A 15,607-nucleotide genomic window follows, 5' to 3' on the forward strand; every position below is an offset into this window, starting at 1 on the left:
TGTGAGAGCCTGGATTCTACCGGTGGCTGGCTCTCTGCCTCTCGTTTCAAGCGTTGCGCTTATTCTATGAATTCAGGAATCAATAACTTATGTTGTGTTTGATAAGAGTTGCCGCCCCGTCTACGACGCCGCGCTGTCGCGTAGCAAACAGGTGACTGTAGTCGCTGACGAGGTACGAAGGCTGCGATCGGCTGCATGCAGCCGTAAAACCATCCACCTCGGTATTTTTGGGTACATATCTATTGCTGCGGCTTAGCCACTGCGCAACACCTGCGTTCGGACAACGTGGTTTAACGGGGCCTCTTAGATCAAAAGCCAGATCAAGATCAAAAGATCGCGAGGCAAGCTCGCTCCTACAGGGCCCTTAGAATCAATAACTTATTTCATTTTTGGTAGGAGCTGCCGCAGGCGGCGATCTTTTGATGTTGAAGATCAAAAGATCGCAGCCTGCGGCAGCTCCTACAGCGTGATAATTCTGTGCCTTTGAGCAACGTGGTCCTGATCAGCGCAACGCTTCACAGGCACGACGAATTCGCGCGCAGCCGTCCTGGATCACCGCTTCGCCACTGGCAAAGGACAACCGCACGTAGGGGCTGATGCCATAGGCCTCGCCCACGACCGTGGCGACGCCCGCCTCCTCCAGCCAGTACTTGACGACATCGCCGTCGGTGTTCAGCACCTGCCCACGCGGGGTGGTCTTGCCCAGGAGCCCTTTGACGTTGACGAATACGTAGAAAGCGCCGTCCGGGACGGTCCAGGTCAGGCCTGGCACGCCTTCAAGTGCAACCAGCATGATGTCCCGGCGGCCCTTGTAGAGCGTCGACATTGCCTGGACCGGACCTTGATCTCCGCTGAACGCCGCAACCGCCGCCGCCTGGCTGATCGAGCTCGGGCAGGTAGTGCTCTGGGACAGCAACTTGCCAATCGCAGCAATCAGCCATTTCGGACCCGCGCCGAAGCCCAGGCGCCAACCTGTCATCGCGTAGCCTTTGGAGGCGCCATTAACAATCAGGGTGCGTTCCTTGAGATCGGGAGCGGCGGCCGGGAATGAGACATAGGGCTCATCGCCATACACAAAGTGCTCATAGATTTCGTCAGCCATGATCAGCACATGGGGGTGATCACGAAGCACTTGGGCCAGTGCTTGCAGCTCGGCAACGCTGTACACAGCGCCGCTGGGATTGTTCGGGCTGTTCAGAATGACCCACTTGGTCCGTGGCGTTATGGCGTCTTCAAGTTCAGCCGGGGTCAGCTTGAAACCGTTGCTTTCATGACCATGGATAACGACCGGCGTGCCGCCATTCAGGCGAGTGATATCGGGGTAAGAAACCCAGTAAGGCGTGTGGACGATGACCTCGTCGTCAGGATTGAGGGTGGCCGCCAGCGCTTCAAAAATAATTTGCTTGCCGCCCGACCCGGCCACCACCTCTTCGAGGCTGTACTCCAGGGCATTGTCACGCGCCAGCTTGGTCACGATGGCATGGCGCAGCAAAGGTGTCCCCAGCGTGCTGGTGTAATGAGTATCGCCGGACGCCATGGCCTCGCGCGCCGCCGCAACGATATGCGCCGGCGTGTTGAGATCAGGCTCACCCACGGTGAAGTTCACAATGTCCTGACCTTGTGCCCGCAACTGCGCCACCAGGGCATTGGCAGCCACACTCGGGGACGGGGCAATACTCAGGACCCGCTCGGACAAAAACGCGTTTTTCATTTTATTTTTTTCTCGCCGCAAACTGATGTCAGCCAAAGCGGAGTTGATCGACAGAGATCAGCAGATCCCTGTCGATCGCAGCCTTGACGTGTCGTTACGGTCATGCCGCCAGCGCTGAGGTTCAGCTTGCTGCGTAGAGGGACAGTGGGGGGACCAACCTGAAGACGAAACTGAACCCTTAGCGATGGACAATCATCACCGTGGGGTCGATCTTAGGCTGCCCGCAAGAATACTTTTAGCGACATTAAATGATGATTTTTCATCGCTTTTAGTGATGTTTATTAAGGCTTAAAACTCGCTTGTACGTTCGGGCCGGCGATGTAAGGATCGTCTCATCTCAGGCGGCCCCGGTGCTGAATAAAGCACTGTTTAAACAACACTGTCGGGCTGCCATTCGCCATAACTTCCACCCGGCAACACCTGAACAAGGCTGCTCTACATGGTGACTTTTAAGCAATTGGAGGCTCTTTACTGGATTGCCCAGCTAGGCAGTTTCGAAGCAGCGGCAACCAAGTTAAATATGTCCCAATCAGCGATATCCAAAAGAATCGTTGAACTCGAAGAGACCTTCAGCGTGGCGATGTTTGATCGCACGCGACGCACGGCCCGACTGACCACAAAAGGCTCTTTATTGCTCGAACATGCCACCGACTTGCTCTACCGGCGCGACCACATGCTGGGTGAGGTCAGCGACAAAACGATCCTGGTGGGCCGGTATCGCATCGGGGTGACAGAACTGACCGCCATGACCTGGCTCCCGTCATTGGTCGAGGCCGTGAGCGAGGTCTACCCTCGCCTGCAATTGGAACCGGTGGTCGAGGTCGGCGCAGAACTCTTTCGCAAGTTTGAACAAGACCATTTAGACCTTGTTGTTGTGCCGGATATATTCTCGGACGCCAGATCCATCACGGTAGCCTTGCAAACAGTAGGGTTTGCCTGGATGTGCTCGCCCAGATTGCTGGACACCGAACGAACATGGAGCGTGCTTGAACTCTCCCAGCAAAAATTATTGGCCCAAGGGACTTCATCAGGTACCGGCTTGTTTTATCAAAAATGGTTTTCGGATCAGAGCGTGTATTTCGCCAATACCGTGACCGCGAGCAACTTGCTCGCGCAAGTCGGTTTGACCATGTGCGGGCTGGGTATTTCCTATTTACCCAAGCGTTGTTTGCAGCATCTTCTGGAAAGAGGCGACCTGAGCGAAATACGCTGCGAGCCACCATTACCGAACATTAACTATGTGGCCCTTTACAGACCTGGCCGCTGGATAGGCGTCAGCCAGGATATTGGGGTAATCGCGCAAAGGCTGTGCGATTTTTCAAGGCTCTTGATCGCCGGGTAAAGCCTCACGCCACAATCGAATCAACCGCAAAAATAGCCGTCAACTCGGCCAGAAAGGCGCTCACCACATCATGCTGACGCGTGGAATGTCGAACGGCGGCATGAAAACCGACCTCATAACGTAACTGCTCAGCGTTAAGCGGATGCAACTGCCCCAGCACTTCATGTTTGGCGGCGTAATGCTGAGGAAGAAAGCCCAAATGCTGACCTGACAAAATCAACAAGGCGGCCCCGTCCATGCTGTCGGTGAGCGCGGTCAAGCGTTCAATGGAGGTGGGAACCGGCATTTCCGGTAACGGATGGCTGGGCCAGACCCAGTCATGCTCGCGAACATCCTCGCTGCTGAGCGCTCCGACTTGATCAAAAAGCACATGAGACGGCCCGCAATAGGCAATTTGCGTCTCTTGAAACAGAGAAAAATAGTCGATATTAGGCAGCCGACGCCAAAAGTAGCCGATCGCCAGATCCAGATGCCCGTTGATCAACTTCTCTTCCAGAAGCGAGGAAGACAGCTCAGTAAAGTGAAAGTACAGCCCTTCATGCTCGGATCGCAGGCGGGCGATGGCCAGGGCGATTTTCTTGTTGGCCACGGGGTCGATCTGGCCCATCAAACCGATATTGACGTTACCGGTAATTTTGCGATTGATGTGCTGAACCTCAATGCGAAAACCTTCTGTGGCGGCCATCAAGCGACGCGCTGCCTCAAGGAACTGCAGGCCTTTGGGCGTGACAGAAAACCCCGCGCGCCCGCGCTCACACAGGCGAAACCCCAGCCTGGCTTCCAAGGTGGCCAATTGCGCGCTGATCGTGGGCTGCGTCGTATTGAGCGCCGTTTGCGCTGCAGAGATGCCCCCGGCTTCAACAACGGCCAGAAATACCCTAATCAAGCGTATATCCAGCTCCGATACCGTTCCTAACATGCGCGCTCCTGGTAAACGGTTTACATAGATAAACACCTATGTGAACAGTTGACCTCTGATATTTAACAGCTTGAACTTGCCCCCTACATTGCCAGGGACCGGCACTGCATCGCGTTGATGGCGAGCGATGATAGGGCGGTTTTTGGTGCACGTGCCACAACGTTTTTTGGCGACCTCATCGCAGAGTTCTGGAGTTTTACTGATTGAGAGACAGGGTGATGGAACCGCCCGCCTGCACTGACAGCTTCACCTTATAAAAACAATGATCACTGTCGATTCCAGCAAAAGGAGAATCGTATGTCAGCCCCCAAGAGCCCCACGTGCACCTTGAAAACAAGCGACGGGATGGCCATCGAAGGCCATTCGATCGATTACATTCCGCAAAACGAGCGGCACGCCAAGCTCAGCAGCCAAGGCCCTTTCTGGTTTTTGGGCAATTTCCACTTTTTCACCATTTCTATTGGCTTTGTAGGCCCAAGCCTGGGGCTTTCGGCCCTGTGGACAGCGCTGGCGGGCACGCTCGGGATCATGCTGGGCACCATTTTTATGGCCTTCCATGGCTCCCAGGGGCCTGAGATGGGCCTGCCGCAAATGATCCAGTCGCGGGCGCAGTTTGGCTACCGCGGGGTGATCCTCGCCCTGGTGGCGACGATGTTCGTGTTTGTCGGCTTCAACGTGGTGAATATTTCACTGATCATCGACGGCCTCAAACATGTCTTTGGTTTTGACCCGACCATGGTGGCCACCGCCGTCGTGCTCATCGGCGCATTGCTCTCTGTCTATGGCCACGACCTTATGCACAAAGCGTTCAAGTGGGCGCTGCTGGCCACGTTGCCTCTCTATACGCTCGTCACCATCGCCTTGATGCTGGGCACAGGCCAAAGCGAGGCCGTGGCGCCAGCCAGCAACCTTGGCTTCAACTGGGTCGCATTTGCCACCCTGTTTGCTATCGGTGCCAGCTACAACATTTCTTACGCGCCGTATGTCTCGGACTATTCCCGTTATCTCCCGAAAAACACCAGCAGGCCCAAACTGATCGCAGCGGTGTTTCTCGGTGCATCCTTGTCCGGCGGGTGGATGATCGGCCTCGGTGCCTGGCTTTCACAGCAGTTGCAAGCCACTGATGCCTTGGTCGCGCTGAATCAGGTGGGCTCTTCGGTCTTCCCGGGGTTGGGCAATGTCTTGGTGCTGATCTCGGTCGTCGGTTTTCTGCCAATCATTGCGCTCAATACCTACAGCGCCATGTTGACGTTGCTGACGGGGGTCGACTCCATCAAAAAAATCACACCGACGCCGCAAGCCCGCGTGGTATCGATCTTCGCCATCAGCGTCATCGTGTTGACCTGCGTGCTGTCGATCAAAGGTGACAGTGTCGCGCTGTTGAACACCTTTCTGGTCGTGTTGCTGTACTTCCTGGTGCCCTGGACTGCCGTCAATCTGGTGGATTACTTCTTCGTGCGCAAAGGCCGTTACGCAATCCCGCACTTCTTCACACCCCACGGCATTTATGGCGCCTGGCAATTTCGCGGGATTGTTGCCTACCTGCTGGGCTTCGCAGCCATGGTGCCGTTTTTCTACATCGTCGATGCCACTGCCAACCAAGAGATTTTTGTCGGCCCTCTGGCGCGTCTGCTGAACGGCGTGGACATTGCCTGGATGGTTGGGCTGCTGGTGTCCGGGCTCGTCTATTACGCGCTCAGCCGCTCGATTGACCTTGCGTACGAACGCCGGGTGATCGACGCCATTAGCGAAAGCGACATCGTCTCAATGAGCCAAACGTCGACACCGTCTGAGCCTTAAAGAACAGGAAACCGGGTAAATGAACAGAGCCAACAATGTCACCGTTGCGTGCTGCCAAGTGGCACCAAAGATCGGTGACCTTGCCTACAACCGAACGCTCACCGAGCGGGTCATCCGCCAGGCAGCCTCGGCCGGCGCCCAGATTGTGGTGCTCCCCGAACTGGTACAAAGCGGCTACCTCTTCCATGACCGCAGTGAAGCGCTGTCACTTTCCGAGCCCACCGATGGGCCAGCCATCAACTTATGGAAAGCACTGGCCAAGGAGCTGAACATCCTCATCGTTGCAGGGTTTTGCGAGCGGCTGGGGGCTGATCAGTTGGCCAATAGCGCCGCGATGATTGACGCTCAAGGCCTGCGTGCGGTGTACCGCAAGGCTCACTTGTGGGACGAGGAAAACGCGATTTTCAGCGCCGGCAACGCGCCGCCTCCGGTGGTAGAAGCCGCATTTGGGCGAATCAGCATGATGATTTGTTATGACCTGGAGTTCCCGGAGTGGGTACGCCTGCCCGCATTGGCCGGGGCGCAACTGCTCTGCGCGCCGGTCAATTGGCCCGACGGCCCACGACCGGAAAGAGAACGCCCGGCAGAAGTGGTGCGTGTCCAGGCCAATGCCTCCGTCAACCGCTTGTTCATCGCCGCCTGCGATCGCCATGGCCACGAGCGAGGGGTTGGCTGGGTGCAGGGCTCAGTGATCGTCGACGCCGACGGCTACCCACTGGCAGGCCCGACGGAACTGGCAGGTGAGCAACTATTGCTGGCGACGATGAACCTCTCTGAAGCGCACAACAAACACATCAGTAAACTTAACGACTTGCATGGGGACCGTCGGCCACAGCTTTATGCGAGCGTGGGGTGATACAGGCTATTCAACTGCTTGCTTAAATTACGATTGGGCCTGACACAACCCGTGTCAGGCCTGGTGCCTACTCTACGATTAACTGCCCCACATGCTTTGAACGGCCGCCCCTCTCATTCAGAATGCTGAATATCCTCATAAGTATTTTTAACGACCTGTTATTTATCACAGTAGACGCCACTCAATCCGAGCGCCTAACCTAATACCTCTTCAACAAGTAACTCACTAGTCACACTTGAAGAGCGCTTTATATCGACGCGAGGAAACAAGGTACTGAACCCTCATGTATCGCTGACTATAGTTCGGCTTACCCGCTAGCGGGCAAGCATTAACTTGACGCCAGATGTTTATAGCATTGGTTTACCAGCAGGTACTGAGTTTAAGTATGTTTACTGCACTGTTGTTCTCCTCACTCCGACTGCCTTCACAGACGTAAAACAACTAAAAATCGTATCCCATAAGACTCGGAGCAACAAACATGACTAAAAGCCTGACAAAAATGTCCGCCGGTATCATTACTATGATGGCATTGATGGGTAACGCTTATGCGGCCACCACTGCATGCCCGGCAGTCAGTGATATTAAACAGACCATCATGTATACAGCAGCAGCTCCCAATGGACAGCAGTGGATGGGTGAGGACCCGAGAGTTGATGATACTGTTCTGAAAAACGTCACCTTTAAAATGGCGGCAATCCGCACAATTACTGAGAAAACTACGGGTAAAACAAAAACATTCGTGGCCTGTGACTATGAAGGTAAAAACGACGAAGGCGTGAGATTGTCCCTGACAACTCAAGCTGCTCCCAAACCTATTGGTACAGCGTGGAAAGACAATGAATGTAAAGAGAACAACCAGAAACTCTGTACTTTCGAGTAATGGGTGTTCTGTCCTGGCTAGATAATTGACCTGTCCTTGGTCAGCCGCTTTACATCAACAGCTTGCTTTTCATTGGGCTTAGTACATCCCCATGAAAAGCAAGACTGAAAGCACGGCGCCATTCTTATAGCTATATCACTACTCCTATCAACCTTTATCTTCAGGGATACGCAGTAGCCGCACGCAAACTCGGCCGATCCCATCTGACACTCCGCATCAGCATTTCTCTATACCCGTAACTCAACAACGAATGTCTCGTCCTGTATCGGGCGCTTGTCAGTACGGGTGAATTTTCCGGAACCTTTACCATGCAGAAAAAAATAAAAACCAGGCTGACTCTCGTGCACGAGCGTCTTAACGAAGCCGCAAAAAAAATTGAAGAGACCGCGACTCAACAGACTGTTGAAGGCCGTGATGATAAAGCTGAAGCGCTTGAGTCTTCCCTCAAAAGCCTGAAAAAATCGTTGTCCCGAATTAGATTATGCGAAGACGGCAGTGTGGTAACACTGCATTAGTGCAATTGCGAGACAAACCGCTAACGGCCGTTTTAGATAAGACCAAACTTAACAGCAAGGACGAGAGACTCTTTACTGTTCGAAACACCTAGCTTTGTGTAGATACTGTTCAGATGAAAATTTACGGTCCTGGACGAAATAGATAACACCATCCCAATTTCCGAAGCGGTTTTCCCTTGCCCGTAATAATTCAATATTTCACGTTCTCTTACAGTGATTTTGAGCAACCTGTTATAACGATCTGAATCAGAGAGGTAAGCATCCATAAAGTACGTATGAAGCTTTGAACACAGCAACATCACGCTGCCGCCTTTTTCAACAATATCTTGATCCGAGATGGTGTTATGAGCCCTGATAACCGTTATCAGACTTGAGACACACGTATGATCATGCAGTGCTTGAGACCATGCATAGCTGCCTGTTTCTTTTTGAATCAGATCCTTAAGTTTTGGACAAGATTCAGCGCCCCAAATAATGGGCAATAAACTGGTGCGGCAATGACGAATAATAGGGCTGTCTTCTACTTGATTCTTATCTTCATACGGCTTCATGATTTCCGGGGGGATATTAGTCAGCACTGCACCGCCAGTACTGCTCAGATAGGTAGGTATGATCATGCGAAAGATAAAATAGTCAAAACCCATATTCAAAACGGCACGCTCGGCATAGCTGTATAAATACGCAGTCTCCTGTGAGTATTCTTCACTTCTAAAATAGTTATTCAACTCACCCATCAACAGAACTCCTTATCTCATCAGGAAGCACCACACATTACGAATTCATTTTTAATGAAAATGAAACATTCAGCAAGGAGTTTTTATAATAAGAATATCGCGTTTAATACGTTTACCCCTCTACTCAACACAACCAAGTACATTAACTCTTTTAATTTTTAAAACGATCCGTAATTATTTCCCAGCCGTCTATTAAATAGACTCCATTTGAATATATAAGACGGCGGAAAATGCGATCTTACATCTCTTTTTGGATGGCCTGAATCAAAAGGCGCTATAGCAATGACCGAAACAACGCAGCCACTGTGTTTAATTTATATATCCAGAGTTTAGAATTGGCCAGCCACAGTAAACATTGAAATACTCAGGCCATGGATAAATCCGCTCATAGGTGATGTGGACACAGACTGCCAAATACGAGCAGGCGTTATGCCTCTTAACTGTTTAACAGTGTCACCATTCGAACGTGGGCGTCATGGACGATGACCCTGCCCTGCAGCCCACTCAGCCTGGTGCTGGAGAAAGCGTCTGTACCATGACAACGGTCTGACCGATGTAATAACAAAATGGCTATGCAGGAACATCATCGTGATTAACTCAACTCACAGAATCTCCAAACGCTAAAAACAAGAAAGCCCGGAAACCGGGCTTTCTTAAACCAAACGCTACTTATTCAGCAGTTTTCAGCTTAATCACATCGCCGGAAACGGTGGTGGTGTAGCCGTTCAGAACCCATGCCCAAAACCACTTTTCCTGGACTTGAGTATTAATCAGCGCATCGCCGCCCTTGGCCTGGATTGCAGATGTCTGCGCGCGGACAAAACGGCTGTTCTGACCAATAGGAATCAGACCGAAAAGCATCACACCCGTAGCGCTCGCTTCACTGTGGCCTACGACGGTGTACTGGTTGCTATCGTACTGATGAGTCTTCATAGCCGTACCGGTACAACCTGCAAGAGCCAAAACACATACAGCAGAAGCGAGGGTTTTACTAACGATCTTCACGGTGTTACTCCATTCAATAGAACCCGAATCCAATTATCGGGCGGCGGCACTCTACCCTAAGGGCTGAAGCTTTTGACAGCTTTGCTACTCATTTTTATCGCTGATAGCTATATAGAATTTCGACACATCACCCACGCAAAACCTGCGATCAAGCCTGAGAACGTGGAAGCATGGGTGGGCTGTGCTGCCCATCACCCTGTACTCCTCTTTGGTTGCACTGCAGTTGCCGAGCAGGTCAATCCAAATCATCAATTTCTTCCCAGCCATTAAGGACCTCGCCTCTTCGCTACAGGCGTTCACGCAGATATCAATCTTTAGGCTCCTCTGCTGTTCCACAGCGGACTCGGGATGGCTATCTGGGCGTTCTCGTCCTCGCTGGCGAGAAAGCGCGTCGCTGACGTTTGATTGCGCATAGCAAATGTCGCGACCGGCTCTTGGCGTTGGTGGATAGCCTCAGCCCAAGGCCTGCAACCATTTAAGTAAATCCATTTCCAAGCTGCCTGGTTTAGGCGCAACTGGGGACAACAGGCAATAGCATGAGCCGTCTTCAACGAACCCTAAAGGCGCCGCGCGCTGGACTGGTACACGCAGTTGATGTTCGCCCAGCACATTGCCAATCTGGCCCCTGTGTGGGGGCGCGCCACCGGCACCGGCCATCCCGGCCTGGCCTTTTTCAATCGGGGCGGCGCTCCGCTGACCTTTGACCCGCTGAACAAGCTAGATCGGCAAATGGACGCCCATCTGTTCGTGTTCGGCCCAACCGGCGCCGGTAAATCAGCGACCTTGTGCAGCCTCATCAGCCAACTGATTGCGATGTACCGCCCGCGCTTGTTTATTGTCGAAGCCGGTAACAGCTTCGGGCTTATCTGCGATCTGGCCAAGCGCCTGGGGCTGACGGTGAATCGGGTAAAGCTGAGTCCGGGTTCCGGGGTCAGCCTGGCGCCCTTTGCTGATGCCATACGTCTGGTGCAAAGCTCAGACCCGATCAAGGTATTGGCACCTGACGATGTCGAGTCGTCTGACGCCCACACCAGCAGCCAGGATGAGCAACGCGACATTCTGGGCGAACTGGAAATCGCTGCTCGCCTGATGATTACCGGCGGCGAGCCCAAGGAAGAAGAACGCCTGACCCGAGCCGACCGCAGCGCCATCCGCCACAGCATTCTGGCGGCGGCTAAAACCTGCGCCCATGCTGGCCGTTCGGTGCTGACCCAAGACATTCGCGACGCACTCAAAGCCGCCGCCCAGGTTGAAGACTCACCTGAAACCCGGCGCAATCGCATGCAGGAAATGGCCGAGTCCATGGACCTGTTTTGCATGGGCGCCGATGGCGACATCTTCAACCGCGAAGGGACGCCTTGGCCCGAGGCCGACATCACTATTGTCGATCTGGCGACCTATGCGCGCGAGGGCTACAACGCGCAACTGTCGATCGCCTACATCTCGCTGCTCAACACCATCAACAACCTGGCCGAGAGCGATCAATACAAAGGCCGCCCCATCGTCAAACTGACGGATGAGGGCCACATCATCACCAAAAACCCGCTGCTCTCACCCTACGTGGTCAAGATCACCAAAATGTGGCGAAAGCTGGGCGCCTGGTTCTGGCTGGCCACCCAGAACGTCGATGACCTGCCGCCTGCGGCCGCACCGATGTTGAACATGATCGAGTGGTGGATCTGCCTGAACATGCCGCCGGATGAAGTGGAAAAAATCTCCAAATTCCGCGAACTGAGCCCCGCGCAAAAAGCCCTGATGCTGTCGGCACGCAAGGAGAGCGGCAAATACACCGAGGGCGTACTCCTGTCCAAAAGCATGGAAGTGCTGTTCCGCGCGGTACCGCCCAGCCTCTATTTAGCGCTGGCCATGACCGAGCCCGAAGAAAAGAAAGAACGCTACGACGTGATGCAAAGCCTCGGGCTCAACGAACTGGACGCCGCCATCCACATTGCTGCCCGCATCGACCGGCTGCGCGGCATCGAACCTCACAGCATCACCTTCCCTGCCCCCACCACGGCCTTGGAGCCTCCGGTATGAGAACACTCAACACCCTGACCCAGAACTTGATCGAAAGCCTCACACAGTTGCTTCAACAACCGGGTGAAGACGCTTTGCACACCCTCGAAGTCTGCGCCCCCGTGCTGATCGAACAATTGCAGGAAGTACTCAACCGGGCCGTTGACCGTCGCGATATTCAAGGCCAATTACGAGCCGTGCTTGAAAGTTGGCTGAGAGACCATCCGCAAGCATCAGGCGCGCAGACCGCGTTGTTTGAGGCACTCAGCAGACATGGATTGGTGGGCGCGCGCGGCGATGCTTCGGTTTGAAATAGTTTTTAACCAAATAGCGTTCAGGAGAAAGCCCCATGAAAGGCCCCAAAAACCCGACTCAGTGCTTGAATTCGATGGTTCAAAAAAACGCTGAAACCCCTGATAAATCAGCCTGCCCCACGTGCGAAGAAGAGATGTTTTTTGCGCTTAAAGACGCTCATCACGAATTTTCACTGCCACTTACCACCTTGTTGCAGTGCCTGCAGCTCGCAGAACACCATGGAGGCGTTCCCACGCTGCCCGTCGAATGGTGGGTGCAATTGCATCAGCGCTACGAACTCAAGCTGAGGATCTGAAGATGGATGTGTATAAAACCAAGGTGGGCCAAACAACCCATACAAAAATTACGGTGACAAACTTTGAGCGCGACACACTGAAAGAAGCACCCTACTACCAGGCAGGCAAGCCCGGGAAAGGGTCGTTACACTTTGCGGTGTGCCCGGCCTGCGAAAATCCTATCCAGATCCTCGGCCTCTACAAAAAGCTGGCCCATACACCAGACCCCTACGCCAAGCACTACTCAAAGTCAGTGACTTACCTGGCCGAATACGATCATGAGTCGTATGAGTTTTGCCCTTACTCCAACCCCGACCGAAACCCTGACCGTGATGGCCGGAGAACGCCGGGTTCTAAGATCGCTATCAGTATTTTAAATCTGCTGATCAATCACTTTGACCAAGTGATTTACATGATCGAAGAATCGACAGGGATAAAAATCGGCAACGCCTTTGCCGAACGTATGTTGAACAGTTACCGCGATCATCAAGGGCATCTCTACAAAGCCGCGACCCTGCTCAACGTCCCGTGGATTTTCGCCTACATGGCCAATGCCAAATCCATCACCCGGCAGCGGGTTCATAACAATCCAGCTCTGCTGAAGGCATTGCGTGAACACCTGCCTGAAGCGCAGATAGATGCCGAGGGTGGCCAGAAAGGCGTCTTAAGACCTAAAAACGATAAAGACTTCCTGAACATCAATGTGAGCTACATCCACCACACCATCACCAGTACCGACAATGTAATCACCGAGACCATGAAAATGGTCGTTTTCACCCAGCGCAAAAAAGTCAACGTGGAGCTGTATGAGCAGGTGATCACCTTTGATCCCGACCACTTCCTGGCGCTTATTAACGTGTCAGAAGACCGCGCTTATCGCCCTCGTAAAAAGGAGCTGGTTGCCATGGCCCAGAAAATTCTGAGTGGTAAGTCGTAGGTGCAAAGAATGAGCTGGAGCAGCACACCCGCACGCGGTTGCACTTTAAGGACCTGAGCGTTAACCTTCCGACGTCGCTGCACATCAGCGAACGGGTTTGACGGCCCGATTAACAATAGGCGCACAGGCGCCCCCGTTACGATTGCAGGCGCTTTTTTTGCGTCCGCATCTTCGTTAATGGCGGCTGTGCGTGGGAGACCTTCGGGTCTGCCGGGTTTCCTATTGTCCCGGTCCGTCAACCTGCGCACAGCTGCCACCCTAAATCGTTTGACGGCGGTTCGTGGCAGCTCCTCAACAATAGGAGTAATGCCAGATGCACGCTCTCAATCCGTTCAAAAAATGCCCGACGCGTACTGTCGCCCTGCACAACGTCCAACTCCTCGATGCGAAACGAGGTGCCTTATGAACGTCTCACCATTGATCAAAACCGTTGGCGGCGCCACCTTTGGCACCTGCAACGCAGAGAACCAGCGCCTGTTCAGCGTCATTGCCGGTGTCTCAGGTGAAGAAGCCCTGCAACATGCCTCTTTGCTGTTGAACTGCGTCAACACGCTCTCTTACCTGGGCGCCATGGACGATGGCCACGAAACCATGCGCTGGGCGTCGCACTACCTCAGCGAGATGGCGAAAGCGATCATTGACGACGTGACCTTGGGGCTGCAAGACGTACCGTAGCGGTATGGGTTTAGCGTCAGCCCATGGGCAGCCCCATCGCTACCGGGTGGGGTTGTGTCCTGCGGCTAATGACACGACAGTCGCCACAATTGATCCAGCCGGGTCGTATAGCTTTGACTCATCATTTCCCTGCGCATGCCCCAATCCGGCTTGCTGGGCACACTGGCAGCCCGTAGCGTGCCCCGGCCCCATCGCGCGTTAATTTGATCCAGAACGGCCATCACCCTGGTCGCCTCTGCGGGCTGATTAACCGCAAACAGATCATCAGAGAACTCGCCCGGTTGCCGTAGATCCATGAGCAACACCTCAGCCTTGCTGTATTTGAACCCGGGCTGAAAAACATGGGTGAGCGCTTCGACAGCAGCCTTGGTCAAGAGGGGCCGATTCCCACCCCGACAGGAATACCCGTGCACTTCAGGATCCTGGCGCGCAACGCCCGCCCCATGGCGGTGGCGTCCGGAAGGCCCGTAAAGTCGGCGAACGACTCATCAATGCTGTAGACCTCCGCCGCTGGCACCATCGATTCAATCAGGCTCATGACCCGCTCGCTCATGCCGCCATATAGCGCATAGTTCGAAGAGAACGCAATAATGCCGTGCTGCTCCAACCGCTGCTTGATCTGAAAATACGGCTCGCCCATTGTCACAAACGGCTTGGCGTCACAACTGCGGGCGATCACACAGCCATCGTTATTGCTGAGCACCACGATGGGGACTTTGGCCAAATCCGGCCTGAACACCCGCTCGCAACTGGCATAGAAGCTTTTGCAGTCGATCAGCGCGAAAACCGGAGCGATCGATCACCGCCAAATCCCCTGAAAAAATCCCGATCCCTTGCATGCTGTCGCCATCGATAGACGCCAGATAAACATGCGGCGCGCGAACATTGAGCACTTCATCCAAAGAAATCGCCTGCTCGATATGATCCGCCGCCGGTGACGGAAGCCCGGCCGGAATCTTGAACAAACACAGCGGTATAGGAACTCCGCCCTCCACGAGAGGACCTAAAAGAGTGAAGCTCATGACGCGCGCCTTTAATTAACTGTATTAATATACAGTTAACCGCGTAGGACAGATCTGAGAAATACGTCCGCATGAGATTTAGACGAGAGGAACATCCTGTTTAATGCGTCTACGCTCCCTGCAGTCGCTACAGCCAACGAGGCCCTCGTCATGTGCGGACGATTTGTGCAGTACCGAGGCATCGCTGATTACCTGGACGTATTGGCCGCCGACAGAAAAATCGTCAGCGGCTACGACAACCACCCCATTGGCGGCTATAACATCGCCCCCAGCACCCGCGTCAACATTCTTCATGGCGTGGAAGACGGGTTAGAACCACTTGACAGAGATGGCATCATTACCACGGCAAGTGATCAGGGAATTGTGGTCACTCAATTCATAATCGAGGCCCGTTGGTGTTTGCGTCGAAGCATGCGCGGCACAGGGTTGGGAGGGATTTGGATCGAGAGCGTGTTGAGGCGTTGGTTTTGAATTGAGAAGGTCTTAAGCAACATAAGATTTAAATGTAGATGCTAATTTTTAGCACAAACTCCTTAGTTGTAATTCTACAGAATACGATTTAACGTGTAATAGGCATCAATAGATACACACAAGTAATTCTAAGG

General features: G+C 53.5%; 14 protein-coding genes and 4 pseudogenes. 11 read left to right on the forward strand and 7 right to left on the reverse strand.

The genetic code is table 11. The features are described from left to right. Positions 1-502 precede the first annotated feature (502 nt). Entirely contained in the window at positions 503-1,711 is a 1,209-nt protein-coding gene (locus GHO41_RS09495) for a pyridoxal phosphate-dependent aminotransferase (protein ID WP_153433425.1), read from the reverse strand. A 439-nt stretch (positions 1,712-2,150) separates the two neighbouring features. Between GHO41_RS09495 and GHO41_RS09500 the strand changes: the two genes are divergently transcribed. After that, positions 2,151-3,053, forward strand: a complete 903-nt coding sequence (locus tag GHO41_RS09500; protein ID WP_153330155.1) for a LysR family transcriptional regulator — start codon at positions 2,151-2,153, stop codon at positions 3,051-3,053. A 4-nt stretch (positions 3,054-3,057) separates the two neighbouring features. Here the strand turns inward: GHO41_RS09500 and GHO41_RS09505 are convergent, their stop codons facing one another. Continuing rightward, on the reverse strand, positions 3,058-3,972 hold the full coding sequence (locus GHO41_RS09505) for a LysR family transcriptional regulator (RefSeq protein WP_153433426.1): 915 nt from the start codon (positions 3,970-3,972) through the stop codon (positions 3,058-3,060). 297 nt (positions 3,973-4,269) lie between these two features. Here GHO41_RS09505 and GHO41_RS09510 point away from each other — a divergent pair, with 297 nt between their 5' ends. From GHO41_RS09510 to GHO41_RS09525, 4 genes are all read left to right on the forward strand, one after another. Then, entirely contained in the window at positions 4,270-5,772 is a 1,503-nt protein-coding gene (locus GHO41_RS09510; RefSeq protein WP_256678706.1) for a cytosine permease, read from the forward strand. A gap of 19 nt (positions 5,773-5,791) precedes the next feature. Further along, a complete protein-coding gene (locus GHO41_RS09515; protein WP_153433427.1) occupies positions 5,792-6,628 on the forward strand; it encodes a nitrilase family protein in 837 nt (278 codons plus the stop codon). 478 nt (positions 6,629-7,106) lie between these two features. Further along, entirely contained in the window at positions 7,107-7,508 is a 402-nt protein-coding gene (locus GHO41_RS09520; RefSeq protein ID WP_153433428.1) for a DUF3757 domain-containing protein, read from the forward strand. A 308-nt stretch (positions 7,509-7,816) separates the two neighbouring features. Further along, positions 7,817-8,023, forward strand: coding sequence for a hypothetical protein (locus GHO41_RS09525; RefSeq protein WP_153433429.1), 207 nt, complete (start codon positions 7,817-7,819; stop codon positions 8,021-8,023). Between the two features lie 32 nt (positions 8,024-8,055). On the opposite strand, the gene GHO41_RS09530 is transcribed toward GHO41_RS09525, so the two are convergent. From GHO41_RS09530 to GHO41_RS30295, 3 genes and pseudogenes are all read right to left on the reverse strand, one after another. Further along, on the reverse strand, positions 8,056-8,757 hold the full coding sequence (locus GHO41_RS09530) for a LuxR family transcriptional regulator (protein ID WP_153433430.1): 702 nt from the start codon (positions 8,755-8,757) through the stop codon (positions 8,056-8,058). 669 nt (positions 8,758-9,426) lie between these two features. Then, positions 9,427-9,762, reverse strand: a complete 336-nt coding sequence (locus tag GHO41_RS09535; protein WP_048370528.1) for a hypothetical protein — start codon at positions 9,760-9,762, stop codon at positions 9,427-9,429. Between the two features lie 453 nt (positions 9,763-10,215). Then, positions 10,216-10,332 (reverse strand): annotated as a pseudogene (locus GHO41_RS30295) (LysR family transcriptional regulator); the annotation flags it as partial. On the opposite strand from GHO41_RS30295, the pseudogene GHO41_RS09540 reads away from it, so the two are divergent. The 5 genes and pseudogenes from GHO41_RS09540 to GHO41_RS09560 form a co-directional block, all read left to right on the forward strand. Beyond that, positions 10,324-11,799, forward strand: a pseudogene (locus tag GHO41_RS09540) (conjugative transfer ATPase); the annotation flags it as partial. The pseudogenes GHO41_RS30295 and GHO41_RS09540 sit on opposite strands and share 9 nt — an antisense overlap. Continuing rightward, the gene (locus GHO41_RS09545) at positions 11,796-12,089 is read left to right on the forward strand and encodes a hypothetical protein (RefSeq protein WP_048370532.1); all 294 of its coding nucleotides are present in this window, start codon (positions 11,796-11,798) and stop codon (positions 12,087-12,089) included. The pseudogene GHO41_RS09540 and the gene GHO41_RS09545, both read left to right, overlap by 4 nt. Positions 12,090-12,127: 38 nt before the next feature. Beyond that, positions 12,128-12,388, forward strand: a complete 261-nt coding sequence (locus GHO41_RS09550; RefSeq protein ID WP_053225252.1) for a hypothetical protein — start codon at positions 12,128-12,130, stop codon at positions 12,386-12,388. A gap of 2 nt (positions 12,389-12,390) precedes the next feature. Further along, positions 12,391-13,305: a hypothetical protein gene (locus GHO41_RS09555; RefSeq protein ID WP_153433432.1), complete on the forward strand. Its 915-nt coding sequence runs from the start codon at positions 12,391-12,393 to the stop codon at positions 13,303-13,305. Between the two features lie 402 nt (positions 13,306-13,707). After that, positions 13,708-13,980 carry a DUF3077 domain-containing protein gene (locus GHO41_RS09560; RefSeq protein WP_048370536.1) on the forward strand — a complete coding sequence of 91 codons (273 nt, stop codon included), beginning with the start codon at positions 13,708-13,710 and terminating at the stop codon, positions 13,978-13,980. Between the two features lie 65 nt (positions 13,981-14,045). Here the strand turns inward: GHO41_RS09560 and GHO41_RS09565 are convergent. Beyond that, positions 14,046-14,776, reverse strand: a pseudogene (locus tag GHO41_RS09565) (DUF4113 domain-containing protein). Next, positions 14,769-15,002 (reverse strand): annotated as a pseudogene (locus GHO41_RS09570) (LexA family protein); the annotation flags it as partial. The pseudogenes GHO41_RS09565 and GHO41_RS09570, both read right to left, overlap by 8 nt. A gap of 150 nt (positions 15,003-15,152) precedes the next feature. On the opposite strand from GHO41_RS09570, the gene GHO41_RS09575 reads away from it, so the two are divergent. Beyond that, complete coding sequence (locus GHO41_RS09575) at positions 15,153-15,473, forward strand: hypothetical protein (RefSeq protein ID WP_153433433.1); 321 nt, start codon at positions 15,153-15,155, stop codon at positions 15,471-15,473. The last annotated feature ends 134 nt before the right edge of the window (positions 15,474-15,607 follow it).

It is taken from the genome of Pseudomonas sp. FSL R10-0399 (assembly GCF_009600165.1).
GTDB classification, from domain to species: domain Bacteria; phylum Pseudomonadota; class Gammaproteobacteria; order Pseudomonadales; family Pseudomonadaceae; genus Aquipseudomonas; species Aquipseudomonas helleri.